This is a genomic window from Enterobacter cloacae complex sp. XAL002, from assembly GCF_049236805.1.
In the GTDB taxonomy this organism is placed as follows: Bacteria; Pseudomonadota; Gammaproteobacteria; order Enterobacterales; family Enterobacteriaceae; genus Enterobacter; species Enterobacter intestinihominis.
Map to the genome: position 1 here is coordinate 40748 of NZ_JBMKJN010000024.1, position 25418 is coordinate 66165.

Below are 25418 nucleotides of genomic sequence, written 5' to 3' on the forward strand. Positions count from 1 at the left end.
ATTAACCGGCCTCGCGCCAGGCGTTCTCAATCTCTTCGGCGAGAATTTTCACACCCGCTTCGATTTTTTCCGGGTCCGGGACGTAGTTCATGCGCATGCACTGGTGCGTATGCGGCCACGGTTTATCCAGTCCCGGGAAGAAGTAATCCCCCGGCACCATCAGCACGCCACGCTTTTTCAGACGCTGATAAAGCAGCTCTGTCGTAATGGGCAGATCCTTAAACCACAGCCACAGGAAAATTGCCCCTTCCGGTTTATGGATCAGGCAGCGTTCCTCCGGTAAGTAGCGGCGAAGGATGGCGATAGTTTCCTGAACGCGCTGAGAGTAAAACGGCTTGATCACCTCATTTGACAGGCGCAGCAGGTCGTTACGCCTGATCATCTCGCACATCATCGCCGGGCCGATGCCGCCAGGGGAAAGGCTGATAATGCCGTTCATGTTGGTAATGGCGGTGATGATTTTCTCGTTAGCAATGATAATGCCGCAGCGGCTGCCCGGCAGGCCCAGCTTGGAGAGGCTCATGCAGAGGATGATGTTCGGGTTCCACAGCGGACGCGCTTCGCTGAAGATGATCCCCGGGAACGGTACTCCATAGGCGTTATCGATCACCAACGGGATGCCGTGCTGATTCGCCAGCGCATCCAGCTTCATCAGCTCGTCGTCGGTGATCACGTTCCCCGTCGGGTTGGTGGGACGAGATACGCAGATCATGCCCGTCTCTTCACCGATATGAAGATGTTCAAAATCGACGTGATATTTGAACTGGCCCTCTGGCAACAACTCGATATTCGGACGTGCGGAAACAAACAGGTCTTCTTCGAGGCCGGCATCGGCATAGCCGATATACTCCGGTGCCAGCGGGAACAGCACTTTTTTCGTGGTGCCGTCGGCGCGGCGTCCGGCGAACAGATTGAATAAGTAGAAAAACGCGCTCTGACTGCCGTTTGTCAGTGCAATGTTCTGTGGTTCGATATCCCAACCCAGCGCTTCCCGCAGCATTGCCGCCAGAAGCGTCAGTAGTTCTGTTTTACCCTGAGGGCCGTCGTAATTACATAGCGCATCGGTTGCTTTACCGTTTTCCAGCATGTCTGCCAGCAGCGTCTGGAAGTAGGTGTTCATCTCCGGAATTTGAGCCGGGTTTCCGCCGCCAAGCATGATAGCGCCTGGGGTGCGCAGCCCGTCGTTGAGGTCCTCCATCAGGCGGGTAATGCCTGAATGGCGGGTAAATTTGTCGCCGAATTGTGAAAACGTCATAGCAGGTGATCTGTCGGGCTTAATATGAAAGGCAGTAACCATAACGCCAGCACCGTGTTGGTGCAAATCGGCGGATGTGGTCGGATTTGTTGTTTTGTATGGTGGAGAGGGATTATTGCAGTGAATCGTTCTGATGAATGCCCCCTCACCCGGCCCTCTCCCCAAAGGGGGGAGGGTGAAAGACCGCACCGTGCAATCCCCTTGCCCCTTGGGGAGAGGGTTAGGGTGAGGGGGCTGTTCTACTGATTACCCGCCCACACCACCATCACCTTATCGCCCTTGTGCTCGCGCACAAAGCCGTAGCCTTCTTTCACTGACAGCGTTGTTTGCTTGCCTTCACCCACAGCCGGATGACGGGCGCGGAACTGCCCCAGAAGCTGCCAGTGGGCGACAGTTAACGCCTGTTTACCCGTGACGTCCTGCCAGTTCATATCCGAACGGGTTCCCTGTAGCGGATCGGAGCCCGTCGGACCTAATGGACGCTCTGATTCATCGCCGTAATAGATCTGCACGCTTCCCGGCGCCAGCAGCAGTAACTCAGCGGCGCGCTGACCCCCTTCACGGAACAGACGCGTATCGTGGGAGGAGAGATAGCTCAGCACATTAAAACTTTGCAGCTTTTCTGCCATTTGCTGCCAGGTCAAATCCATATCTGCCAGACAGTCCACTGCTTTCGCCGCCTGCTCCTGATAGTCAAAGTTGATCATCGCATCGAAGCCGTGACGGTAATAATCGCTCTGCATCACGCCGTGGCCCCAGGATTCACCGGTCATCCAGAACGGCGCATCGTCGAGTTTTTTGTCCGGGTTGGCGGCCTTCCACGCGGCCAGCGCCTGGCTGGCCTGGTCTTTCAGTTGTTGCCAGGCTTCATGCTCAACGTGTTTGGCGGTATCGACCCGGAAACCGTCGATGCCGTAGTCACGTACCCACTGGCTAAGCCAGTGGGTCAGGTAATCTCGCGGCGTGAAATTCGTCATCACTTTCGCGTTGGTGTCGGGCTTGTGTTGATAAAAGTTCGGCAAACCTGACGGGGTTTTTGATTCCGTTTTCAGATCCGGCAGGAAGGCCAGGGACATGGTCAAGTCGTCAAAGCCCGGGTTGTCGTAATCACCGATATCGGTACGGATCCATTTTTTACCCCACCATTTTTCCCATGCGGCTCTGTCACTGAAGTTGATGTAATCGTTGAAGCTGTGCCAGCTTTGACCCGCGCCTGGCTTCCAGTCAGTCCAGCGTTCGCCGAGCGTTTTTTTCAGCTCATCTCCCTGTAAATAGAGTGCGCCAAACTGATATTGCTGCATATCTGCAAGCGTCGCATAGCCCGCGTGGTTCATGACAACGTCAAACAGGACGCGGATACCACGCCTGTGCGCGTCGTCGACAAGCTGGCGTAAATCATCTTCGTTGCCCATGTTGGCGTCGAGTTTCGTCCAGTCCTGGGTGTAATAACCGTGATACGCGTAGTGGGGGAAATCCCCTTTGGTGCCGCCGCCAACCCAGCCGTGGATCTGCTCCAGCGGGGAGCTTATCCAGAGCGCATTCACGCCCAGTTGCTGAAGGTAATCCAGTTTGCTGGTAAGCCCTTTCAGATCGCCGCCGTGGAAAGTACCTATCTCCTGCATACCATCTTTATGGCGGCCATAGCTGTTGTCGTTGGTGGGGTCGCCATTCACGAAGCGATCGGTCAGCACGAAATAGACGGTGGCGTTTTGCCAGCTGAACGGCGCGGGTTTGTCCGTTTCGGCGCGCTCAAGCAGCAGCAGGCCATTGCTGTTGGCGGCTGGCTGAAGAGTCACTTTGCCATTTTGAACGGTCGCGGTCTGTTTGCTGTAAAAATCACGCACCACCGTGCCTTCCGGGAACGTGTTAACGACGTCGATCGTGAGCGGTTTGCCGTCCCACTTCGGGCACTGGCGGGTAACGTTTGCGACAGGCTGTGGCGCCGCACTTTGTACCGTCAGCATCAGCGTCGGCGTTCCAGAGCGCGTATCAATACGCATCTGATAAACGCCGTCACGGAATAATCGCCACTGCGGTGGCGTGCCTTCGCACGGTTTGAGCGACAGCATCTCGTTGAGCTTAATGGCCTTTGTCGGCTGCCAGCACGCGTTGTCAAGACTCAACGTCAGTGGACGGGTACCCTTCGCAAGCGTTGCCTGGCTGGTAAAGACGCCGGTACCTTCAGCGTTGAATGCGTCAAATCCCGGCGATGACCAGTCGGCATGCGCGAATGCGGGTAACATCAGAACAGCTAATGCAGTGCGTTTCATTCCATTTTCCTGTCGCGGCATTTTTGACCAGTGTGCCATTCGGCTCAGGGGAAAAACTCCTCCTCTGAGGCTTTCTGCCAGGAGGACGCGTAGGGATGAGTGATCCCGCGCAAAATTAGGCAGTTATCTGCGATATCGCGCACATTTTTCCAGTGTTGGTGCTTTAATGAGCATGTTCCGGATGACATAGTTTCGGAATTGGACTATTTATAGACGTGCTCTTGAAGACTATTTTTGGTACGATTTGAGATTCCGCTCTCAAATTTTGAAGAAAATAAGGTGTTGGAATGCTTATATCCGACCAGGAGACCTAATGATATCGACTCCCATTCGACGATATGGGGCCGCGATACTCATGTTACTCACCATGGCATTTTCAGGTGAGGTGCTTGCAAAGACGCACACGGATACAACGAGTAAGAAAGCCCACGTAATAAAGACGACAAGCAGTAAGGTTAGCAGTAAACAAGAGTATTCTCGCAATAGTGCAAAGAGTAGTTCACTTCCTGATTTGCGAAAATACCCTTCCGGGACACCAAGGAAAAAAGCGTTTCTCCGGACGGTAATGCCTTACATTAAAAGTCAAAATGCCGCGATTACTGCGGATCGTAACTGGCTGATCGCCAAACAGTACGATAGCCGCTGGTCGCCGTCTGAGCGCACTCGCCTGAAAGACATCGCCAAACGCTATAAAGTGAAGTGGAGCGGGAACACGCGTCGTGTGCCGTGGAACACTCTGTTAGAGCGTGTGGACATTATTCCAGGCAGTATGGTCGCGACAATGGCCGCCGCCGAAAGCGGTTGGGGCACCTCGAAGCTGGCGCGCAACAACAACAATCTGTTTGGCATGAAATGCGCAAAAGGTCGTTGTACTAATGCACCCGGCAAGGTGAAGGGCTATTCACAGTTTGAATCGGTGAAAGATTCCGTGAATGCCTATGTGGTGAATCTGAACACCCACCCGGCCTACTCTTCGTTCCGTAAGTCACGCGCGCAGCTGCGTAAGGCGGATCAGGAAGTGACGGCCACGGCGATGATCCACAAGCTGAAAGGTTATTCCACCCAGGGACAGCGCTACAACAACTACCTGTTCTCCATGTACCAGGATAACCAGCGTCTGATTGCCGCACATATGTAATGAAAAACGCCTTCCACTGGAAGGCGTTCTTTTTTCTAGAGCAGGACTTCACTGTACCGTTCCCGGTACTCCTTCGGCGTGGTGTCATACTCTTTCCTGAACACCGAATAGAAATACTGAAGCGACGGATAGCCGCACATCTGTGAAATCTCGTTGATCGACAGCGAGGTGGAGATCAGCAGACTGCGCGCTTTCTCCAGCTTTTCCGCATGGATCACGGCGTGGATCGTCTCACCGACTTCCTCTTTAAACCGCTTCTCCAGATTCGAACGTGAAATGCCGACCGAATCCAGCACCTGATCGACCTTAATCCCCTTGCAGGCATGATTGCGAATGTAGTGCATCGCCTGAATCACGGCCGGATCGTTTAGGGAACGGTAGTCAGTTGAGCGACGCTCGACCACGCGAACGGGCGGAACCAGCAGACGCTGGAGCGGCAGGGATTCGTTGTCTAACAGTCGGTGCAGCAGCTTCGCGGCCTGATAGCCCATCTGACGGGTACCCTGCGCCACGGATGAGAGCGCCACGCGCGACAGATAGCGTGTAAGCTCTTCGTTATCAATACCAATCACGCACAGCTTTTCAGGCACCGGAATATGCAAATGTTCGCACACCTGTAATACGTGGCGGGCGCGGGCGTCCGTCACGGCGATAATCCCTGTCTGGGGCGGCAGCGTTTGCAGCCAGTCAGCCAGGCGATTCTGTGCGTGCTGCCAGTTTTCTGGCGCGGTTTCCAGCCCCTGATAAACGACGCCGCGATACTTCTCCTGGGCAACCAGCTGGCAGAAGGCATACTCACGCTCCATCGCCCAGCGCTTTCCGCTGGTGGCGGGCAATCCGTAAAACGCAAAACGATGGACGCCTTTCTCCTTTAAATGGAGGAAGGCGGTCTCAACCAGGGCATGGTTATCCGTGGCGATGTAGTGAACGGGGGGGTAATGTTCCGCTGAATGGTAAGAGCCGCCAACGCCCACGATAGGTACGTCGACACCACTCAGCAACTGTTCAATCACGGGGTCGTCAAAGTCAGCGATAACCCCGTCTCCCAGCCAGTCTTTGATGTTCTCCAGACGGGTACGGAAATCTTCTTCGATGAAAATATCCCATTCGGATTGCGACGCCTGCAAATATTCACCAACCCCCTCAACCACCTGACGGTCATAGGCTTTGTTGGCATTGAATAACAACGTAATGCGGTGACGCTTTTCAAACATGGCTCACTTTCCCAAATTAGTCACGATACGGTTCTCAGGCGCGCCGCTTGGTGGCAGAGTCCATCCAGACTGCCAGCAAAAGAATGGCCCCTTTGACGATATACTGCCAAAACGTCGGCACGTCCATCATACTCATCCCGTTATCCAGCGAAGCCATAATAAATGCGCCCATCACCGCCCCCGCCACGCTGCCAATGCCTCCGGCGAGGCTGGTCCCGCCAATCACGCAGGCGGCGATGGCGTCCAGCTCGGCAATATTACCGGCAGACGGGGAACCCGCACCCAGTCGCGAGCTGAGGATCAGCCCCGCGATGGCTACCATCAGGCCGTTGATGGCAAAGACGGCGAGTTTGGTGCGCTCGACGTTGATACCAGATAAACGCGCGGCTTCAAGATTGCCGCCGATAGCATAAATACGGCGACCGAATGCGGTACGTGTGGCCATAAACATCCCACCTAACAGCAACAGCGCCAGCAGCAGAACGGGCGTTGGGACACCGCGATAATCGTTTAGCAGCCAGATGGCCCCCAGCACAATCACCGCAGTAAGCGCCTGACGGCCGACAACCGAGGTTGAGGCAGGCGAGGCCAGCCCCAGCGCCTGGCGACGCATGCGTCCTCGCCATTGCCACGCGACAAACGCCATCAGCCCAACCACACCGATCGTAAAACCGACGCCATCAGAGAGGTAGCTTTGGCCAATCTGGGACATCGAGGCGCTGGTCGGGGATACGGTAGTGCCGTTGGTGATCCCAATCAGAATACCGCGGAAGGCCAGCATCCCTGCTAAGGTGACAATAAACGACGGGACTTTACGGTAGGCCACCCACCAGCCGTTCCACGCACCCAGCAGCAGACCCAGTACCAGCGTGACCGCAATCGTCAGCGGCAACGGCCAGCCGAGCCAGACGTCAAAAATTGCCGCCACGCCGCCGAGCAGACCCATCATCGACCCTACCGACAGGTCAATTTCCGCTGAGATAATCACAAAGACCATCCCCACCGCCAGGATCCCGGTGATGGCGGTCTGACGCAGCAGGTTAGAGACGTTACGTGCGCTCAAATAGGAGCCATCGGTCATCCAGGTAAAGAACAACATGATGACGATAATGGCGGCAATCATTACAAAAACTTGCAGATTCAGCGATTTAAGTCCTGCGAACGCACCGGGCGTCGGAACAGCGACTTTGATATCAGACGGGTTGCTTTTCGACATGGCGTTCGCTCCTTAAGGCAGCTTCCATCACCTGCTCTTGCGTCAGGTTCTGGTTGTTCAGGTTGGCTTTGAGTTTCCCTTCATGCATGACCAGCACGCGGTCGCTCAGCCCCAGCACTTCAGGCAATTCGGACGAGATAACAATGACGGCAATCCCTTGCTGCACAAGCTGGTTGATCAGCTTGTAGATTTCATACTTCGCGCCGATATCGATCCCGCGCGTGGGTTCGTCCAGAATTAAAATGCGCGGATTAAGCAACAGGCAGCGCGCCAGAATCGCTTTCTGCTGGTTGCCGCCGCTCAGGCGACCTATCGCCAGTTCCGGCGAGGAGGTTTTCACCTTGAGCCTGGCAAGTGACTGAAGAATACACTGCTGTTCTGCGGCATCATCCAGGCTGCTCAGCGCGCCGGAAAACTGGCTGAGCGCCGCCAGCGTGATATTTTTTCCCACCGCCATGACCGGCACGATGCCGTCTTTTTTGCGGTCTTCGGGCACCATAGCAATGCCTTTGGCAATGGCCTGCTGGCAGTTGTCGATTTTTACCGGCTGACCGTCGATATAAATTTTGCCTTCCCAGCGCCCCGGCCAGACGCCAAACAGACACTGCACGGCCTCGGTTCTTCCGGCACCCACTAAACCCGCAATACCGAGAATTTCGCCGCGGTGCAGCGAGAAGGAGAGGTTATCCACGCGCTTGATGTGGCGGTTAACGGGATGCCACGCCGTCAGGTTTTCCACGCGCAGGAGTTCTTCGCCTATGGTGTGTGGTTCGTTGGGATACAGTGCGGTGAGTTCGCGACCCACCATCATGGTGATGATGTCATCTTCGCTCATGCCTTCTGCTTCACGCGTGCCAATGTGCTGCCCGTCGCGGATGACGCAGATGGTGTCGGAAATAGCTTTCACCTCATTGAGCTTGTGCGAAATATAGATGCAGGCGATACCGTGGTTTTGCAGATCGCGGATGATATTGAGCAGAACGGCGGTTTCCTGTTCGGTGAGCGAGGCGGTTGGCTCGTCGAGGATCAGCAGGCGTACCTGTTTATTTAGCGCCTTGGCGATCTCCACCAGCTGCTGCTGGCCCAAACCTAAGTCGCCCACGCGCGTATGCGGTGAGATAGCGAGACTCACCTGGGCCAGCAGTTTTTCGCAGCGCAGCGTCATGGTGTCGTAATCCAGTACGCCGTGGCGCGAGAGTTCGACCCCAAGAAAGATATTTTCCAGCACGGTAAGGTGCTTCACCAGCGCCAGCTCCTGGTGAATGATAGCGATGCCTTTACGTTCGGTATCACGAATGTGCGTGGCCTGAAGCACCTCACCGGCAAAGACGATTTCGCCCTCGTAGCTGCCGTGCGGATAGATCCCGCACAGCACCTTCATCAGCGTGGATTTCCCCGAGCCGTTTTCGCCGCACAGCGACATCACTTCGCCGGGGTTCAGCCGCAGGCTTACGTTGTCGACCGCTTTCACCGCTCCGAAGGCTTTGGTGATGCTTTTCATTTCAAGTAAATAAGACATAACTGCTCCGCATAGCCCGACAGATGAACAGGGCAGGTCGATGCGCCCCCGCCGGGCAGGGGCTGCGCTGGATTACAGTTCACTCTTCTTATGGAAACCGTCTTTCACCACCGTGGCGTCAATATTCTCTTTGTTGACTTCGATAGGGGTAAGCAGGCGAGCTGGCACGTCTTTCAGGCCGTTATTTAACGTCGCGTCTGCTTTAGGTTGCTGGCCATTTCCCAGCTCAACGGCAATTTCGGCGGCCGTATTGGCAAGCTCGGTAATGGGCTTATAGACCGTCATAGTCTGGGTACCCGCGATAATGCGTTTTACACCCGCAAGGTCGGCGTCCTGTCCGGAAATAGCGACTTTCCCGGCCAGACCCTGCGCGCTCAGCGCCTGAATGGCGCCCCCCGCAGTGGCGTCGTTAGAGGCCACCACTGCATCGATTTTGTTGTTATTTGCGGTCAACGCGTTTTCCATAATTTTCAGCGCGTTTTCCGGTAACCAGCCGTCAGCCCACTGATCGCCGACGACTTTAATTTTGCCCTCGTCGATATACGGCTTCAGCACTTTCATTTGTCCCTGACGGAACAGTTTGGCGTTGTTATCCACAGGCGAGCCGCCCATCAGGAAATAATTCCCTTGAGGCACTTTTGCGATCAAGCTTTTAGCCTGTAATTCACCCACCTTTTCATTGTCGAACGAAATATAATAATCAATATCCGCATTATTAATCATGCGGTCATAAGCCAGGACTTTTATGCCTTCCTGTTTTGCTTCTTTCACCACGTTGCTTAATACCTGGCCGTTATACGGGATAATGACCAGCACATCGACGCCACGGTTGATCATATTCTCAATTTGCGACATTTGCGTCTCTTCGTTGCCGTTAGCGGACTGAACGAACACCTCCGCACCGAGAGATTCCGCTTTTTTAACAAAGATATCGCGATCTTTTTGCCAGCGCTCCAGGCGTAAGTCATCAATCGCCATGCCGATTTTGACCTCTTTGGCGTGGCCGGCAAAGCTTGCAAGCAGGAGAGTAGTGCAGAGCGTTAGGGTCAGGTTCTTTATCTTCATAATTATTAGGCCTTTTTGTAGGGGTATGTGTAGCTGAGATAAAAGAAACATTCACTGCTGAGACGCAGCAAATTTTTAACGTGGAAAGGCCTGCTGGCAATTACAGATTTTTATCTTCTCATTACGATATTTGGTTTATTTCTGAATTTATGACCGCGATCGGATTTTAAAAAGCGTAACCTATTAATTACATTTGATTCTGGAATGCGCGCCGAAAAATAGTTTGTCTGCACATTATTTTGCGAGCCAGCGCACAATTGCGCATTCTCTCAATAGCAGTGTGAAATAACGTAATTGAGCAACCTCCAATGTCTATTCACTATTACTCCAGAAGCAAGACCACGCCGCATACCCTGATTATGGAGCTCAATATGCAAGCTTATTTCGACCAACTCGATCGCGTTCGTTTCGAAGGCACGAAAACGACCAATCCTTTAGCATTTCGTCACTACAACCCGGATGAGCTGGTGCTGGGTAAGCGCATGGAAGATCACTTGCGCTTTGCCGCCTGCTACTGGCACACCTTCTGCTGGAACGGTGCCGATATGTTCGGCGTGGGCTCTTTTGACCGCCCATGGCAACAGCCGGGCGAGGCCATTGAGCTGGCGAAGCGTAAAGCCGACGTCGCGTTCGAGTTCTTCCATAAGCTGAACGTACCGTACTACTGTTTCCACGATGTGGACGTGTCGCCGGAAGGGGCATCCCTGAAAGAGTATCTGAACAATTTTGCGCAGATGGTCGACGTGCTGGCTGAAAAACAGCAGCAAAGCGGCGTGAAGCTGCTCTGGGGTACGGCTAACTGCTTTACCAACCCTCGCTATGGCGCGGGCGCGGCAACCAATCCGGACCCGGAAGTCTTCAGCTGGGCGGCAACCCAGGTGGTGACTGCGATGAACGCCACGCATCAGCTGGGCGGTGAGAACTACGTTCTCTGGGGCGGTCGTGAAGGCTATGAAACGCTGCTGAATACTGACCTGCGCCAGGAGCGTGAGCAGATTGGCCGCTTTATGCAGATGGTTGTGGACCACAAGCACAAAATCGGCTTCCGCGGTACGCTGCTGATTGAGCCAAAACCACAGGAGCCAACCAAGCATCAGTACGACTACGATGTCGCCACCGTGTATGGCTTCCTGAAGCAGTTTGGTCTGGAAAAAGAGATCAAAGTGAACATTGAGGCTAACCACGCCACGCTGGCGGGCCACTCGTTCCATCACGAAATCGCCTCTGCGATTGCGCTGGGCATCTTCGGATCGGTGGATGCGAACCGCGGCGATCCGCAGCTGGGCTGGGATACCGACCAGTTCCCGAACAGCGTCGAAGAGAATGCGCTGGTGATGTACGAAATCATCAAAGCGGGCGGTTTCACCACCGGCGGCCTGAACTTCGACGCCAAAGTGCGTCGCCAGAGCACCGACAAATACGATCTGTTCTACGGGCATATTGGCGCGATGGACACCATGGCGCTGGCGCTGAAGGTGGCGGCCCGTATGATTGAAGACGGTGAGCTGGATAAGCGCGTGGCGAAGCGCTACAGCGGCTGGAACAGTGAGCTGGGCCAGCAAATTTTGAAAGGTCAGTTATCGCTTGCGGATATCGCGAAGTACGCTGAACAGCATCAGTTGGCACCGCAGCATCAGAGCGGCCATCAGGAACTGCTGGAAAACCTGGTTAATCACTACCTGTTCGATAAATAACAGCATCCAGGCCCGGTAAGCGCAGCGCCACCGGGCATTTCTGTCAAAGGAGTCACCACATGTATATCGGGATCGATCTTGGCACGTCGGGGGTGAAAGCCATCCTGTTAAGCGAGCAGGGCGATGTGTTAGCCACGCAGACTGAAAAGTTGCAGGTTTCACGCCCGCAGCCACTTTGGTCGGAACAAGATCCGGAGCAGTGGTGGCAGGCGACGGACCGCGCGATGAAAGCCTTAGGTGAGCAGTACAGCCTGCGCGACGTGAAAGCGCTGGGCATTGCCGGGCAAATGCATGGCGCCACGCTGCTGGATAGCCAGCATCGCGTTCTGCGCCCGGCTATTCTCTGGAACGATGGCCGCTGTGCGGAAGAGTGCGCGATCCTTGAGGAGCGTGTGCCTGCGTCCCGCGAGATTACGGGCAACCTGATGATGCCCGGTTTTACCGCGCCAAAACTCCTGTGGGTGCAGCGCCATGAGCCTGAGATTTTTCGTCAGGTGGCGAAGGTTCTGTTGCCGAAAGACTACCTGCGTTTTCGCATGACGGGGGATTTTGCCAGCGACATGTCTGACGCCGCGGGCACGATGTGGCTCGACGTGGCGAAACGGGACTGGAGCGAAGCGATGCTGGATGCCTGCCAGCTGACGCGCGATCATATGCCTGCGCTGTTTGAAGGCAGTGATATCACGGGCGCTTTGCAGCCTTCTGTTGCTGAACGCTGGAATATGCCAGCCGTACCTGTCGTTGCCGGCGGCGGCGATAATGCGGCGGGTGCGGTCGGCGTGGGGATGGTGGGGACAGGGCAGGCCATGCTCTCGCTCGGCACTTCCGGCGTCTATTTTGCCGTCAGTGACGGCTATCGTAGTAACCCTGAAAGCGCCGTACACAGCTTTTGCCACGCGTTGCCGGGTAAATGGCATTTGATGTCGGTGATGCTGAGCGCGGCATCCTGCCTCGACTGGGCGGCAAAGCTGACCGGAATGGCGGACGTCCCGGCGCTTATCGCAGCGGCACAGCAGGCGGATGATACTGCCGGTGCGGTCTGGTTTTTACCGTACCTTTCAGGCGAGCGGACGCCGCATAACAACCCGGAAGCGAAAGGGGTCTTCTTCGGCCTTACCCATCAGCACGGCCCGGCAGAGCTGGCGCGCGCGGTGCTTGAAGGGGTCGGTTATGCGCTGGCGGACGGCATGGATGTCGTGCATGACTGTGGCCTGACGCCATCCAGCATTACGTTAATTGGCGGCGGGGCACGAAGCAGCTACTGGCGGCAAATGCTTTCCGATATCAGCGGGTTGCAGTTGGACTATCGTACTGGGGGAGATGTTGGTCCGGCGCTCGGTGCGGCACGGCTGGCGCAAATTGCGCTGAACCGGGATAAACCACTGCCCCAGCTTTTGCCCCAGCTGCCGCTTGAACAGCAGCATCGTCCTGATGCGAAAAATCATGCTCGCTACGCTGAAAGACGAGACGTTTTCCGCAAAATCTATCAGCAGCTTTTACCGCTAATGTCATAAACAGGCGCCGGGTGGCGCTAACGTTTACCCGGCCTGCCAGCCTTCAACCGGGTTAGCTCACAAACCTGCGTGTATCGATGCGTTGCAGCAGCATTGAGAGCAGCAGGCTGACAACCAGCGTAACGGTAAATATCCAGACAATATCCAGCACCGGCCAGCTTTTAAGCTCAACGCCGCGGGTGCGCAGGGCGTGGATCACCAGCGCGTGAAAACCGTAAATGCCCAGCGAGTGGCGAGAGATAAACCCCAGCACCGGAAGCGGGCGGGCATTCAGGGTGTTTTTAACCAGGGTCAGCAGCGAAACCGCGCAGATAAAGACCATCGGCCCGCAGTAGAGATACCAGGTATCGGCAAAGTTTCCGCGCCATTGCAGCTCGTGCAGCGTCCCTCGAGAGATAATAAACACACCGGCGATAAATGCTGCCGCGCAAAGCCAGTTTATTCCTCTCTTTTGCGTCTCCATCATGCCGATGGCGCGCCCCAGCATGCCGTACAGCACGTAATAAAACGTATCGCCGTTGATATAGAGGTTAACGGGCAGCCATTCAAAGCCATCAATTTTCTGTGAGACGGTATTCGGGTTTGCCACGATCCCGATTATTACCATCAAGGCCAGCAGCATTTTACCGCTAACGTTTTTTACCTGAATTAACGGCGAAACCAGATAGATAACCATTATCGCGAAGAAAAACCACAGATGATAGAACACTGGTTTTTGCAACAAATTGAGCAGGGAACGTTCAGCATTAATTGAAGTGAACAGGATGATATAGAGCAGCGAAATGGCGCTGTAAAACAGCAAACAGGAGACAATACGGATGAAATGTCTCGGCTGCGCGCTACGCTCGCCAAAAAAGAGAAAACCGGAAATCATAAAGAACAGCGGGACGCTCACGCGTGAGGCTGAGTTCAGAATATTGGCGACATCCCAGTTAACAGGGCTGATACTGTGCGCGTTCGTGACATACCAGGTCGTAGTGTGGATCATCACCACCATCAGACAGGCTATTCCCCGCAGGTTATCAATCCAGTTAATTTTTGACTGCATCAGTTCCTCTGTATTCCTGATAAAGAAAGTGTGACTGCGATTGCGTAAAACTTTTCCCTTGGAAAATTCTGAGTTTAACCAGGCTGTCTTGTCGGGAGCTGGCGAGATTCGCAGAATGTTGAACATTAATCTATAAACGTGTTGCTACTAAAAATAACAGCCACTGACCAGGGCGGTAATAAAAATGATGATGAAGCGTGGGGCGTCACTCTTTCTGCTGCTTTTATTAGCAGGGTGCAGTGCTTCTCAGGAGGCTCCAGTCCAAAAAGCGCAGCAGGGGAAAATGAGCCCGGAGCGTTCCCTGAATATGGAACAGCTGTGCAGGGATCAGGCGGCTCACCGTTATAATTCCGAAGCACAGAAAATTCATATTAACGGCTTCGAGCGCTTTCAGGGCAGCTATGAACTGAAAGGCTATACGGCGCGTAAAGAGGGCTTTGTCTGCTCTTTTGATGCAGACGGCCAGTTTTTACATCTCTCAATGCGCTAAATTGCTCGTATAAGCAGCAACCAGAGCCTTCGCAAGTTCTGGCTGTAGGGCTTATTCCCCAATTTTCCCTAAACAACCCCGTTTCGTACTGTATATCTTGCAGCCAGCGGGTATACTGATCCCTTCCATTTAAAACCACACGTATCCAGCACGAAATACTATGCAAAAGTTTGATACCAAGACCTTCCAGGGCCTGATCCTGACCTTACAGGATTACTGGGCTCGTCAGGGCTGCACCATTGTTCAACCTTTGGACATGGAAGTTGGCGCAGGCACCTCACACCCGATGACCAGCCTGCGCGCGTTAGGGCCAGAGCCAATGGCGACCGCCTATGTTCAGCCATCCCGTCGTCCGACCGATGGCCGTTACGGCGAAAACCCGAACCGTTTGCAGCACTACTATCAGTTCCAGGTGGTGATTAAGCCATCACCTGACAATATTCAGGAACTGTACCTCGGGTCACTGAAAGAGCTGGGTATGGATCCGACCATTCACGACATTCGTTTCGTGGAAGATAACTGGGAAAACCCAACGCTGGGTGCCTGGGGTCTGGGTTGGGAAGTGTGGCTGAACGGCATGGAAGTGACCCAGTTCACCTACTTCCAGCAGGTTGGCGGTCTGGAATGTAAACCGATCACCGGCGAAATCACCTATGGTCTGGAACGTCTGGCCATGTACATTCAGGGCGTAGACAGCGTTTACGACCTAGTCTGGAGCGACGGCCCGCTGGGTAAAACCACCTATGGCGACGTGTTCCATCAGAACGAAGTGGAGCAATCCACCTATAACTTCGAATACGCGGACGTGGACTTCCTGTTCACCTGCTTCGAGCAGTACGAGAAAGAAGCCCAGCAGCTGCTGGCGCTGGAGACTCCGCTGCCTCTGCCTGCCTACGAGCGTATTCTGAAGGCTGCCCACAGCTTCAACCTGCTGGATGCCCGCAAAGCGATCTCCGTGACTGAACGTCAGCGCTACATTCTGCGTATTCGTACCCTGACCAAAGCCGTTGCTGAAGCTTACTACGCGTCCCGTGAAGCCCTTGGCTTCCCGATGTGCAACCGAAACAAATAAGAGGCGGCCATGTCTGAGAAAACTTTCCTGGTGGAAATCGGCACTGAAGAGCTGCCACCAAAAGCCCTGCGCAGCCTGGCTGAATCTTTCGCTGCGAACGTCACTGCTGAGCTGGATAACGCTGGCCTGGCGCACGGTAAAATTGAGTGGTTTGCTGCGCCGCGTCGTCTGGCGCTGAAAGTGGCAAACCTGGCGGCGTCCCAGCCGGATCGCGAAGTTGAAAAACGTGGCCCGGCCATTGCCCAGGCGTTCGACGCGGAAGGCAAGCCGAGCAAAGCGGCTGAAGGCTGGGCGCGCGGCTGCGGTATCACCGTCGATCAGGCCGAACGTCTGACCACCGACAAAGGTGAATGGCTGCTGTATCGTGCCCATGTGAAAGGCGAAAGCGCGGAAGCGCTGCTGCCAGATATGATTGCGACCTCGCTGGCTAAGCTGCCGATTCCTAAGCTGATGCGCTGGGGCGCGTCTGACGTTCACTTTGTGCGTCCGGTTCACACCGTGACCCTGCTGCTGGGCGATACCGTTATTCCGGCGACCATTCTGGGCGTGGCGTCCGATCGCGTGATCCGCGGCCACCGCTTTATGGGCGAGCCGGAGTTCACCATCGACAATGCTGATCAGTACCCGCAGATCCTGCTGGAGCGCGGTAAGGTCATTGCTGACTACGAACAGCGTAAAGCCAAAATCAAAGCTGACGCCGAAGAAGCGGCGCGCAAAATTGGCGGTAATGCCGATCTGAGCGATATCCTGCTGGAAGAAGTGACCTCTCTGGTCGAATGGCCGGTTGTGCTGACCGCGAAATTCGAAGAGAAATTCCTGGCCGTTCCGGCTGAAGCGCTGGTGTACACCATGAAGGGTGACCAAAAGTACTTCCCGGTTTACGCCAACGACGGCCAGCTGCTGCCAAACTTCATCTTCGTCGCGAACATCGAATCGAAAGATCCGAGCCAGATTATCTCCGGTAACGAGAAAGTGGTGCGTCCACGTCTGGCGGACGCCGAGTTCTTCTTCAACACCGACCGTAAAAAACGTCTGGAAGATAACCTGCCGCGTCTGCAAACCGTACTCTTCCAGCAGCAGCTGGGTACGCTGCGCGACAAGACTGACCGTATCGCGGAGCTGTCCGGCTGGATTGCCCGTGAAATTGGTGCCGACGTTAACCACGCTACCCGCGCGGGCCTGCTCTCCAAGTGCGACCTGATGACCAACATGGTGTTCGAATTTACCGACACCCAGGGCGTGATGGGCATGCACTACGCGCGTCATGACGGCGAAGCGGAAGACGTGGCTGTGGCCCTGAACGAGCAATATCAGCCGCGCTTTGCCGGTGACGATCTGCCGTCTAACCCGGTTGCCTGCGCCGTGGCGATTGCCGATAAGATGGACACCCTGGCGGGTATCTTCGGTATCGGTCAGCATCCGAAAGGCGACAAAGACCCGTTTGCGCTGCGTCGTGCTGCGCTGGGCGTGCTGCGCATCATCGTAGAGAAGAACCTCAATCTCGATCTGCAAACGCTGACCGAAGAAGCGGTCCGTCTGTACGGCGATAAGCTGACCAACGCGAAGGTTGTGGATGATGTTATCGACTTTATGCTCGGTCGTTTCCGCGCGTGGTATCAGGACGAAGGTTACTCCGTTGATACCATTCAGGCGGTGCTGGCGCGTCGTCCGACCCGTCCGGCAGATTTCGATGCGCGTATGAAAGCGGTATCCCACTTCCGTACGCTGGAAGCGGCGTCTGCGCTGGCCGCGGCCAACAAGCGTGTATCCAACATCCTCGCGAAATCCGACGAGACGCTGAACGAACGCGTAAACGCTGCAACCCTGAAAGAGCCGGAAGAGATTTCTCTGGCGATGCAGGTTGTGGTGCTGCGCGACAAGCTGGAGCCGTATTTCGCGGAAGGTCGCTACCAGGAAGCGCTGGTGGAGCTGGCGGAGCTACGTGACGTCATTGATGCCTTCTTCGAGAAGGTGATGGTGAACGTGGAAGATAAAGAGCTGCGTATTAACCGTCTCTCGATGCTTGAGAAACTGCGTGAGCTGTTCCTGCGCGTGGCGGATATTTCGCTGCTGCAATAATGTAAAAAACCCGCCCCTGACAGGCGGGAAGAACGGCAACTAAACTGTCTCTCTTCGCCAATGGCGCCATAACTGCGTTGGCTGCGCTCGTTCACCCGAATCACTTACTAATGTAAGCTCATCGGGATTCGCTCGCTTGCCGCCTTGTTCTGACGTCATTGGTTTTAAGATACTTTTCCTTATTTACATTTACACTCTCTCAAACACCGTCGCGATCCCCTGACCCAACCCGATACACATCGTCGCCAGTCCGAACTGGGCATCTTTGCGTTCCATCAGGTTGATCAGCGTGGTGCTGATACGCGCCCCGGAGCAGCCCAGCGGGTGACCGAGGGCTATCGCGCCGCCATTGAGGTTAATCTTCTCGTCGATCTGATCCATCAGCCCCAGATCTTTAATGCACGGCAGGATCTGCGCGGCGAACGCTTCGTTCATCTCAAAGAGGTCGATATCACTTGCGCTCAGCCCCGCTTTTTTCAGCGCCAGTTTTGACGCCGGGACCGGACCGTAACCCATGATGGAAGGATCGCAGCCCACGACTGCCATCGAACGCACGCGGGCGCGTGGCGTCAGGCCTAATTCGCGGGCGCGGCTTTCGCTCATCACTAACATGGCGGCGGCACCGTCGGACAGGGCAGACGAGGTGCCCGCCGTTACCGTGCCGGTGACCGGATCAAACGCCGGACGCAGGGTAGAAAGCGCTTCAACAGTGGTTTCAGGACGGATAACTTCGTCGTAGCTGAACTGCTTCAGTACGCCGTCTGCGTCGTGACCGCCGGTTGGGATGATCTCATTCTTAAAGGCACCAGACTGCGTGGCGGCCCAGGCGCGGGCATGCGAGCGCGCGGCAAAGGCATCCTGCATTTCACGGCTGATGCCGTGCAGACGGGAGAGCATCTCGGCGGTCAGGCCCATCATACCGGCGGCTTTCGCCACGTTGCGGCTCATGCCCGGATGGAAATCGACCCCGTGGCTCATCGGCACGTGGCCCATGTGCTCCACGCCGCCCACCAGACAGGCCTGCGCATCGCCGGTCATGATCATCCGTGCCGCGTCGTGCAGCGCCTGCATCGACGAACCGCAAAGACGGTTGACGGTGACCGCCGGAACCGAATGCGGGATCTCCGCCAGCAGAGACGCGTTACGGGCGATGTTGAAACCCTGCTCCAGCGTCTGCTGGACGCAGCCCCAGTAAATATCGTCCAGCGAAGCAGGGTCCAGCGCCGGATTACGCGCCAGCAGGCTACGCATCAGGTGCGCGGAGAGATCTTCCGCACGCACGTTACGGAATGCACCGCCTTTTGAACGGCCCATCGGGGTGCGAATTGCATCAACAATGACAACCTTTTCCATTGTGACTCCTTAAGCCGTTTTCAGCGTGCCAACCGGACGGGCTGGCTCAACTGCTGGATAGTAGGGTTCGTTATGGCGCGCTTTGTTACGCAGACCTTCCGGCACCTCATAAAGCGGACCGAGGTGCTGATATTGCTGAGCCATATCGAGATAGCGAGCGCTGCCGAGCGTATCCAGCCAACGGAACGCGCCGCCGTGGAACGGAGGGAAGCCGAGGCCGTACACCAGCGCCATATCCGCTTCTGCCGGGCTGGCGATAATGCCTTCTTCGAGGCAACGCACCACTTCGTTGATCATCGGGATCATCATCCGGGCGATGATCTCATCGTCAGTGAAGTCGCGTTTTGGCTGACTGACGTCGGCCAGCAGGCCATCCACCGCCGGATCTTCTTCTTTCTTCGGTTTGCCTTTGCTGTCTTCTTTATAGCGCCAGAAGCCCAGACCGTTTTTCTGCCCAAAGCGGTTGGCGTCGAACAGGGCGTCAATGGCGTCGCGATAATCTTTCTGCATGCGCTGCGGGAAGCCCGCCGCCATCACCGCCTGCGCGTGATGGGCAGTGTCGATGCCGACAACGTCCAGCAGGTACGCCGGGCCCATCGGCCAGCCGAACTGTTTTTCCATCACTTTGTCGATTTTGCGGAAGTCTGCGCCGTCGCGCAGCAGCTGGCTGAAACCGGCGAAGTACGGGAACAGCACGCGGTTAACGAAGAAGCCCGGGCAGTCGTTAACGACGATTGGCGTTTTGCCCATCTTGCTCGCCCACGCCACCACTTTGGCGATGGTTTCGTCGGAGGTTTTTTCCCCACGGATCACTTCGACCAGCGGCATGCGATGCACCGGGTTAAAGAAGTGCATTCCGCAGAAGTTTTCCGGACGCTTCAGCACGCTTGCCAGCTCGCTGATAGGAATAGTGGAGGTGTTGGAGGCCAGTACGGTCTCAGGACGCACCTTGTCTTCGGTTTCGGCCAGCACCGCTTTTTTTACTTTCGGGTTCTCGACGACCGCTTCAACCACCACGTCCACACGGTCGAAACCGCTGTATTCCATTACTGGCTGGATGGTGGAGATCACGCCTGCAAGCTTCAGACCGTCAATTTTGCCGCGCTCAAGCTGTTTATTCAGCAGCTTGGCCGCTTCGGTCATGCCCAGCGTCAGGGATTTCTCGTTGATGTCTTTCATCACTACCGGCACGCCTTTCCATGCAGACTGGTAGGCGATGCCGCCACCCATAATGCCCGCGCCGAGTACCGCCGCGTGTTTTGGCGTTTCAACGTTTTTGGTGAGTTGTTTGGCTTTGCCCTTCACGAACTGATCGTTAAGGAAGATACCAACCAGCGCGCGGGCTTCGTTGGTGTGCGCCAGCGGGACAAAGCTCTGGTTTTCCAGCTTCAGGGCTTCATCACGGCCCAGACGGGCTGCCGCTTCAATGGTTTTCACCGCCGTGATCGGCGCCGGGTAGTGTTTACCCGCCGTCTGCATCACCATGCCCTTGGCGATGGTGAAGCTCATGGTGGCTTCAATTTTGCTGAGCTTCAACGGCTCCAGCTTTGGCTGACGTTTGGCTTTCCAGTCGAGATCGCCGTTAATCGCCTGACGCAGAATGGCTACAGCGCCTTCAATCAGTTTTTCAGGCTTAACCACGCCGTCCACCAGACCGATTTTCTGCGCCTGTTCCGCGCCGACATCTTTACCTGCGGCAATGATTTCCAGCGCGCTGTCGGCACCCAACATGCGCGGCATACGCACCGAGCCACCAAAGCCCGGCATAATGCCCAGTTTGGTTTCCGGCAGGCCGATGCGCAGGTCTGGGGTCGCCAGACGGTAATCAGTGGCTAACACGCATTCGCAGCCGCCGCCCAGCGCGTAACCGTTAACGGCAGAAAGGGTCGGGACAGGCAGATCTTCCAGACGATTAAAGACACTGTTCGCAAAGTGCAGCCACTGGCTCAGCTGCTCTTCGGGCACCAGGAACAGCGACAGGAATTCGGTGATATCCGCGCCAACGATAAAGGCCGCTTTGTTGGAGCGCAGCAGCAGCCCTTTTAAATCTGATTGCTTTTCAAGTACATCCAGCGCCTGGCCAAGACTGGCCACCGTCGCGGTATCAAGCTTGTTCACTGAGCCGGGGGCATCGAACACCAGTTCGGCAATGCCATCTTCCAGCCAGTCTACGTACAGGGTGTCGCCTTTGTAGAGCATGTCGGTCTCCTGAATCCAGCAATTGGATCTGGTCATACCAGATGAAACGGAGTGTGGAATTTATGTTAATAAAATGCAAATTAGTCATTAAGAAATTGCTGCGCTGATCACGGTCGGTGGAAATCACGCAGCCGGAGTGAGGTGTGCTAAGATGCGATGACTTGAGGTCAAAAAAACGAAAGGAAGAATGATGGACTCACTGGCTTCGCTTTATAAAAATCATATCGTTACCCTACAGGAACGTACCCGCGATGTACTGGCCCGCTTCAAGCTGGATGCCCTGCTGATCCACTCCGGCGAGCTGATGAATACTTTTCTTGATGACCACGCTTATCCCTTCAAGGTTAACCCGCAGTTTAAAGCCTGGGTGCCTGTCACGCAGGTTCCAAATTGCTGGCTGCTGGTGGATGGCGTGAACAAGCCGAAACTGTGGTTCTACCTGCCGGTCGATTACTGGCACAACGTGGAGCCGCTGCCGACCTCATTCTGGACCGAAGAAATTGACGTGATTGCGCTGCCAAAAGCAGACGGCATTGGCAGCCAGTTGCCAGCGGCGCGTGGGAACATCGGCTACATTGGTCCGGTTCCTGAGCGTGCGCTGGGTCTGGATATTCCGGCAGATAAACTCAACCCGAAAGGCGTGCTGGATTATCTGCACTACTATCGCGCCTACAAGACCGACTACGAACTTTACTGCATGCGTGAAGCGCAAAAAACGGCGGTGAATGGCCACCGTGCGGCGCACGAAGCGTTCCAGTCCGGTATGAGCGAGTTCGATATCAATCAGGCCTACCTGACGGCGACCGGCCACCGCGATACCGACGTGCCGTACAGCAACATCGTGGCGCTGAATGAACATGCCTCGGTTCTGCACTACACCAAACTGGATCATCAGGTTCCGGCTGAGATGCGCAGCTTCCTGCTGGACGCGGGGGCTGAGTACAATGGCTATGCGGCAGACCTGACCCGTACCTGGGCGGCGAATGCGGATACTGATTTTGCGCAATTGATCAAAGACGTGAACGATGAACAGCTGGCGCTGATTGGCACCATGAAGGCCGGAACCAGCTATGTGGATTATCACATCCAGTTCCATCAGCGCATCGCTAAACTGCTGCGTAAGCATCAGATTGTCAAAGACATGAGCGAAGAGGCGATGGTTGAGAACGATTTGACCGGGCCATTTATGCCGCACGGTATCGGCCACCCGCTGGGTTTACAGGTTCATGACGTCGCGGGCTTTATGCAGGATGATACCGGTACGCACCTGGCGGCACCGTCTAAATATCCTTATCTGCGCTGCACCCGCGTTCTGGCGCCGCGTATGGTATTGACCATCGAGCCGGGTATCTACTTTATTGAATCCCTGCTGGCGCCGTGGCGCGAAGGGCAGTTCAGCAAGCACTTCAACTGGGAGAAAATTGAAGCGCTGAAGCCGTATGGCGGCATTCGTATCGAAGATAACGTGGTTATTCACGAGAACAGCATCGAGAACATGACGCGAGATCTGAAGCTGGCCTGATGGAAAGCTGGCTGATACCGGCCGAGCCGGTCACCTTTGTTGAGGAAATCAAGAAAAGCCGCTTTATCACGCTGTTGGCGCATACTGACGGCGTGGAGGCGGCGAAGGCGTTCGTCGAGTCCGTCCGCGCGCAGCACCCCGATGCCCGCCATCACTGTGTGGCGTGGGTCGCAGGGCCGCCAGACGACTCACAGCAGCTCGGGTTTTCTGACGACGGTGAACCGGCGGGTACGGCCGGAAAACCGATGCTATCCCAGTTGATGGGCAGCGGCGTGGGTGAAATCACCGCCGTCGTGGTCCGCTACTACGGGGGCATTTTGTTAGGCACCGGAGGGCTGGTGAAAGCCTACGGAGGGGGTGTCCAGCAGGCGCTTAATCTGCTGATAACAACCCGCAAAACGCCACTTACGGAATATACTTTGTTATGCGATTACGCCCAGCTATCGGGTATCGAAGCACTGCTTAAACAGTTTAACGGCGTCATCGCACACAGTGATTATCAGGCAATGGTGCAATTACGCGTGGCGCTTCCTCAGGCGGAACTGGCTGCTTTTTCAGCAAAACTCGCTGATTTTAGTCGCGGTTCATTGCAATTACTGCCGATTGAAGAATAATCCCCACCTCACAATTTTGAATACCTAAGGAAGCGGCAGAGATGCATTTTCGTGCCATTACCCGAATCGTTGGATTGCTGGTCATACTTTTCTCCGGGACAATGATCATTCCCGGACTGGTGGCGCTCATCTACCGGGACGGCGCGGGGCGTGCATTTACGCAAACCTTTTTTGTCGCGCTGACGATTGGCTCCCTGCTGTGGTGGCCAAACCGCCGTGAGAAAGGTGAACTGAAATCCCGGGAGGGTTTTCTGATCGTGGTCCTGTTCTGGACGGTACTGGGAAGCGTGGGTGCGCTGCCGTTTATCTTCTCTGAACAACCGAATCTCACCGTCACGGATGCGTTTTTTGAATCGTTCTCCGGATTAACGACCACCGGGGCCACCACGCTTGTGGGGCTGGATTCACTCCCGCATGCAATTCTCTTTTACCGGCAGATGCTCCAGTGGTTCGGCGGTATGGGGATCATCGTGCTGGCGGTGGCTATCCTGCCGATTCTGGGCGTCGGGGGGATGCAGCTTTACCGGGCTGAAATGCCTGGCCCGTTGAAAGATAACAAGATGCGCCCGCGTATTGCGGAGACGGCGAAAACCCTTTGGCTTATTTATGTCCTGCTGACGGTGGCCTGCGCGCTGGCGCTGTGGTTTGCCGGGATGCCTGCGTTTGATGCCATCGGGCACAGCTTTGCCACTATCGCTATCGGCGGGTTCTCCACCCACGATGCCAGCGTTGGGTACTTCGACAGCCCGACGATCAATACCATCATTGCCATCTTTTTGCTGATCTCAGGCTGTAACTACGGTCTACACTTCTCGTTGCTTAGCGGCCGGAGCCTGAAGGTGTACTGGCGCGACCCGGAATTCCGGATGTTTATTGGCGTCCAGTTGACCCTGGTGATCATCTGTACCCTGGTACTATGGTTCCACGATGTCTATAACTCGGCGGTCACGACCCTGAACCAGGCCTTCTTCCAGGTGGTATCGATGGCGACAACCGCCGGTTTCACCACGGACAGTATTGCGCGTTGGCCGCTGTTCCTGCCGGTGCTGCTGTTGTGCTCTGCGTTTATCGGCGGCTGTGCCGGGTCGACGGGCGGCGGCCTGAAGGTGATCCGTATTCTGCTGCTGTTCAAGCAGGGGAACCGTGAACTTAAACGTCTCGTCCACCCGAATGCGGTTTACAGCATCAAGCTGGGCAATCGTGCACTGCCGGAGCGTATCCTCGAAGCGGTGTGGGGATTCTTCTCCGCTTATGCGCTGGTCTTTATTGTCAGTATGCTGGCGATTATCGCCACGGGCGTGGATGATTTCTCTGCCTTCGCCTCTGTGGTGGCAACGTTAAACAACCTGGGGCCGGGGCTGGGTGTCGTGGCGGATAATTTCGCCAGTATGAACCCGGTGGCAAAGTGGATCTTAATCGCCAATATGCTGTTTGGTCGTCTTGAGGTCTTTACGCTGCTGGTGCTGTTTACCCCAACATTCTGGCGTGAGTAAGGAGACATTGGTGAAAACGTTAATTCTATTCTCAACGCGTGATGGGCAAACGCGTGAGATTGCTTCATATCTGGCTTCTGAACTCAAAGAGCTGGGCATTTATTCTGATGTGGTGAACCTGAATCGCACTGAACAGATTGCCTGGCAGGATTACGACCGTGTGGTCATTGGCGCTTCAATTCGTTACGGTCATTTCCATCCGGCGCTGGATCGCTTTGTGAAAAAGCATACGGCGGAGCTCGCTAAGCTGCCCGGCGCGTTTTACTCGGTCAACCTGGTTGCCCGTAAAGCAGAGAAGCGTACACCGCAGACTAACAGCTATACGCGCAAGTTTTTGCTGAGCTCGCCATGGCAGCCCGATATCTGTTCTGTCTTTGCGGGCGCGCTGCGTTACCCGCGTTACCGCTGGTATGACCGCTTTATGATCCGCCTGATCATGAAGATGACGGGCGGGGAAACGGATACGCGTAAAGAAGTGGTTTATACCGACTGGGATCAAGTGGCCAGTTTTGCCCGTGAAATTGCACGTTTAACGGACGATTCGCGGGTTAAATAAGCGTTGAGTTTGAAAAGTGAGCGAACGAAAAGTTTTTTGTATTTAGTGCTTGTCACTTCAGAAGAACTCCCTATAATGCGCCTCCACTGACACGGAACAACGGCACG

The 25418-nt window shown here is 55.4% G+C and carries 19 protein-coding genes; 10 read left to right on the top strand and 9 right to left on the bottom strand.

The features are described from left to right. Position 1: 1 nt before the first annotated feature. Both avtA and ACOT0L_RS19335 read right to left on the bottom strand, forming a co-directional pair. Positions 2-1255, bottom strand: coding sequence for a valine--pyruvate transaminase (gene avtA, locus ACOT0L_RS19330; protein WP_023298856.1), 1254 nt, complete (start codon positions 1253-1255; stop codon positions 2-4). 239 nt (positions 1256-1494) lie between these two features. Then, positions 1495-3525, bottom strand: a complete 2031-nt coding sequence (locus ACOT0L_RS19335; RefSeq protein ID WP_126504120.1) for an alpha-amylase — start codon at positions 3523-3525, stop codon at positions 1495-1497. A gap of 313 nt (positions 3526-3838) precedes the next feature. Between ACOT0L_RS19335 and ACOT0L_RS19340 the strand changes: the two genes are divergently transcribed. After that, on the top strand, positions 3839-4663 hold the full coding sequence (locus tag ACOT0L_RS19340) for a protein bax (protein WP_022649749.1): 825 nt from the start codon (positions 3839-3841) through the stop codon (positions 4661-4663). Between the two features lie 35 nt (positions 4664-4698). Here the strand turns inward: ACOT0L_RS19340 and xylR are convergent, their stop codons facing one another. From xylR to xylF, 4 genes are all read right to left on the bottom strand, one after another. Further along, entirely contained in the window at positions 4699-5877 is a 1179-nt protein-coding gene (xylR, locus tag ACOT0L_RS19345; protein ID WP_038416899.1) for a D-xylose utilization transcriptional activator XylR, read from the bottom strand. 34 nt (positions 5878-5911) lie between these two features. After that, positions 5912-7093 carry a xylose ABC transporter permease XylH gene (gene xylH, locus ACOT0L_RS19350; RefSeq protein WP_003860151.1) on the bottom strand — a complete coding sequence of 394 codons (1182 nt, stop codon included), beginning with the start codon at positions 7091-7093 and terminating at the stop codon, positions 5912-5914. Further along, entirely contained in the window at positions 7071-8612 is a 1542-nt protein-coding gene (locus ACOT0L_RS19355; RefSeq protein WP_063152813.1) for a xylose ABC transporter ATP-binding protein, read from the bottom strand. Before ACOT0L_RS19355 ends, xylH begins: the two co-directional genes overlap by 23 nt. Positions 8613-8684: 72 nt before the next feature. After that, the gene (gene xylF, locus ACOT0L_RS19360; protein WP_022649746.1) at positions 8685-9677 is read right to left on the bottom strand and encodes a D-xylose ABC transporter substrate-binding protein; all 993 of its coding nucleotides are present in this window, start codon (positions 9675-9677) and stop codon (positions 8685-8687) included. Between the two features lie 371 nt (positions 9678-10048). Here xylF and xylA point away from each other — a divergent pair, with 371 nt between their 5' ends. Both xylA and xylB read left to right on the top strand, forming a co-directional pair. Then, complete coding sequence (gene xylA / locus ACOT0L_RS19365) at positions 10049-11371, top strand: xylose isomerase (RefSeq protein WP_126504129.1); 1323 nt, start codon at positions 10049-10051, stop codon at positions 11369-11371. A 59-nt stretch (positions 11372-11430) separates the two neighbouring features. Next, complete coding sequence (xylB, locus tag ACOT0L_RS19370) at positions 11431-12885, top strand: xylulokinase (protein ID WP_126504121.1); 1455 nt, start codon at positions 11431-11433, stop codon at positions 12883-12885. A 52-nt stretch (positions 12886-12937) separates the two neighbouring features. Here xylB and ACOT0L_RS19375 read toward each other — a convergent pair whose 3' ends face one another. Further along, a complete protein-coding gene (locus ACOT0L_RS19375; RefSeq protein ID WP_023298849.1) occupies positions 12938-13933 on the bottom strand; it encodes an acyltransferase in 996 nt (331 codons plus the stop codon). A gap of 184 nt (positions 13934-14117) precedes the next feature. On the opposite strand from ACOT0L_RS19375, the gene ACOT0L_RS19380 reads away from it, so the two are divergent. The 3 genes from ACOT0L_RS19380 to glyS all read left to right on the top strand — a co-directional run bounded on the left by ACOT0L_RS19380 (position 14118) and on the right by glyS (position 17574). After that, positions 14118-14423: a YsaB family lipoprotein gene (locus ACOT0L_RS19380; RefSeq protein ID WP_022649742.1), complete on the top strand. Its 306-nt coding sequence runs from the start codon at positions 14118-14120 to the stop codon at positions 14421-14423. 160 nt (positions 14424-14583) lie between these two features. Continuing rightward, positions 14584-15495, top strand: a complete 912-nt coding sequence (glyQ, locus tag ACOT0L_RS19385) for a glycine--tRNA ligase subunit alpha (protein ID WP_003860141.1) — start codon at positions 14584-14586, stop codon at positions 15493-15495. A 9-nt stretch (positions 15496-15504) separates the two neighbouring features. Further along, a complete protein-coding gene (gene glyS / locus ACOT0L_RS19390; protein ID WP_126504123.1) occupies positions 15505-17574 on the top strand; it encodes a glycine--tRNA ligase subunit beta in 2070 nt (689 codons plus the stop codon). A 189-nt stretch (positions 17575-17763) separates the two neighbouring features. On the opposite strand, the gene fadA is transcribed toward glyS, so the two are convergent. Together fadA and fadB are read right to left on the bottom strand one after the other, a co-directional pair. Next, on the bottom strand, positions 17764-18927 hold the full coding sequence (gene fadA / locus ACOT0L_RS19395) for an acetyl-CoA C-acyltransferase FadA (RefSeq protein ID WP_126504125.1): 1164 nt from the start codon (positions 18925-18927) through the stop codon (positions 17764-17766). A 9-nt stretch (positions 18928-18936) separates the two neighbouring features. Further along, a complete protein-coding gene (gene fadB, locus ACOT0L_RS19400) occupies positions 18937-21126 on the bottom strand; it encodes a fatty acid oxidation complex subunit alpha FadB (RefSeq protein ID WP_126504127.1) in 2190 nt (729 codons plus the stop codon). 190 nt (positions 21127-21316) lie between these two features. Here fadB and pepQ point away from each other — a divergent pair, with 190 nt between their 5' ends. Genes pepQ through hemG form a run of 4 tightly spaced genes read left to right on the top strand, consistent with a single transcriptional unit; the run spans position 21317 to position 25311 of the window. Next, positions 21317-22648, top strand: coding sequence for a Xaa-Pro dipeptidase (gene pepQ, locus ACOT0L_RS19405; protein ID WP_017382602.1), 1332 nt, complete (start codon positions 21317-21319; stop codon positions 22646-22648). Continuing rightward, positions 22648-23262, top strand: a complete 615-nt coding sequence (locus ACOT0L_RS19410) for an IMPACT family protein (RefSeq protein WP_015572737.1) — start codon at positions 22648-22650, stop codon at positions 23260-23262. The genes pepQ and ACOT0L_RS19410 overlap by 1 nt, the downstream gene beginning before the upstream one ends. 41 nt (positions 23263-23303) lie before the next feature. Next, entirely contained in the window at positions 23304-24755 is a 1452-nt protein-coding gene (trkH, locus tag ACOT0L_RS19415; RefSeq protein ID WP_022649737.1) for a Trk system potassium transporter TrkH, read from the top strand. 10 nt (positions 24756-24765) lie between these two features. After that, positions 24766-25311 carry a menaquinone-dependent protoporphyrinogen IX dehydrogenase gene (hemG, locus tag ACOT0L_RS19420; protein WP_022649736.1) on the top strand — a complete coding sequence of 182 codons (546 nt, stop codon included), beginning with the start codon at positions 24766-24768 and terminating at the stop codon, positions 25309-25311. The last annotated feature ends 107 nt before the right edge of the window (positions 25312-25418 follow it).

Bases quoted from the DNA above. Each gene is read 5' to 3' on its own strand.
- trkH (WP_022649737.1), top strand. From the start codon at position 23,304: ATGCATTTTCGTGCCATTACCCGAATCGTTGGATTGCTGGTCATACTT.
- xylB (WP_126504121.1), top strand. From the start codon at position 11,431: ATGTATATCGGGATCGATCTTGGCACGTCGGGGGTGAAAGCCATCCTG.
- ACOT0L_RS19355 (WP_063152813.1), bottom strand. From the start codon at position 8,612: ATGTCTTATTTACTTGAAATGAAAAGCATCACCAAAGCCTTCGGAGCG.
- ACOT0L_RS19375 (WP_023298849.1), bottom strand. From the start codon at position 13,933: ATGCAGTCAAAAATTAACTGGATTGATAACCTGCGGGGAATAGCCTGT.
- glyS (WP_126504123.1), top strand. From the start codon at position 15,505: ATGTCTGAGAAAACTTTCCTGGTGGAAATCGGCACTGAAGAGCTGCCA.
- fadA (WP_126504125.1), bottom strand. From the start codon at position 18,927: ATGGAAAAGGTTGTCATTGTTGATGCAATTCGCACCCCGATGGGCCGT.
- avtA (WP_023298856.1), bottom strand. From the start codon at position 1,255: ATGACGTTTTCACAATTCGGCGACAAATTTACCCGCCATTCAGGCATT.
- pepQ (WP_017382602.1), top strand. From the start codon at position 21,317: ATGGACTCACTGGCTTCGCTTTATAAAAATCATATCGTTACCCTACAG.
- ACOT0L_RS19380 (WP_022649742.1), top strand. From the start codon at position 14,118: ATGATGATGAAGCGTGGGGCGTCACTCTTTCTGCTGCTTTTATTAGCA.
- ACOT0L_RS19335 (WP_126504120.1), bottom strand. From the start codon at position 3,525: ATGAAACGCACTGCATTAGCTGTTCTGATGTTACCCGCATTCGCGCAT.
- xylF (WP_022649746.1), bottom strand. From the start codon at position 9,677: ATGAAGATAAAGAACCTGACCCTAACGCTCTGCACTACTCTCCTGCTT.
- xylH (WP_003860151.1), bottom strand. From the start codon at position 7,093: ATGTCGAAAAGCAACCCGTCTGATATCAAAGTCGCTGTTCCGACGCCC.
- ACOT0L_RS19410 (WP_015572737.1), top strand. From the start codon at position 22,648: ATGGAAAGCTGGCTGATACCGGCCGAGCCGGTCACCTTTGTTGAGGAA.
- xylA (WP_126504129.1), top strand. From the start codon at position 10,049: ATGCAAGCTTATTTCGACCAACTCGATCGCGTTCGTTTCGAAGGCACG.
- fadB (WP_126504127.1), bottom strand. From the start codon at position 21,126: ATGCTCTACAAAGGCGACACCCTGTACGTAGACTGGCTGGAAGATGGC.
- xylR (WP_038416899.1), bottom strand. From the start codon at position 5,877: ATGTTTGAAAAGCGTCACCGCATTACGTTGTTATTCAATGCCAACAAA.
- ACOT0L_RS19340 (WP_022649749.1), top strand. From the start codon at position 3,839: ATGATATCGACTCCCATTCGACGATATGGGGCCGCGATACTCATGTTA.
- glyQ (WP_003860141.1), top strand. From the start codon at position 14,584: ATGCAAAAGTTTGATACCAAGACCTTCCAGGGCCTGATCCTGACCTTA.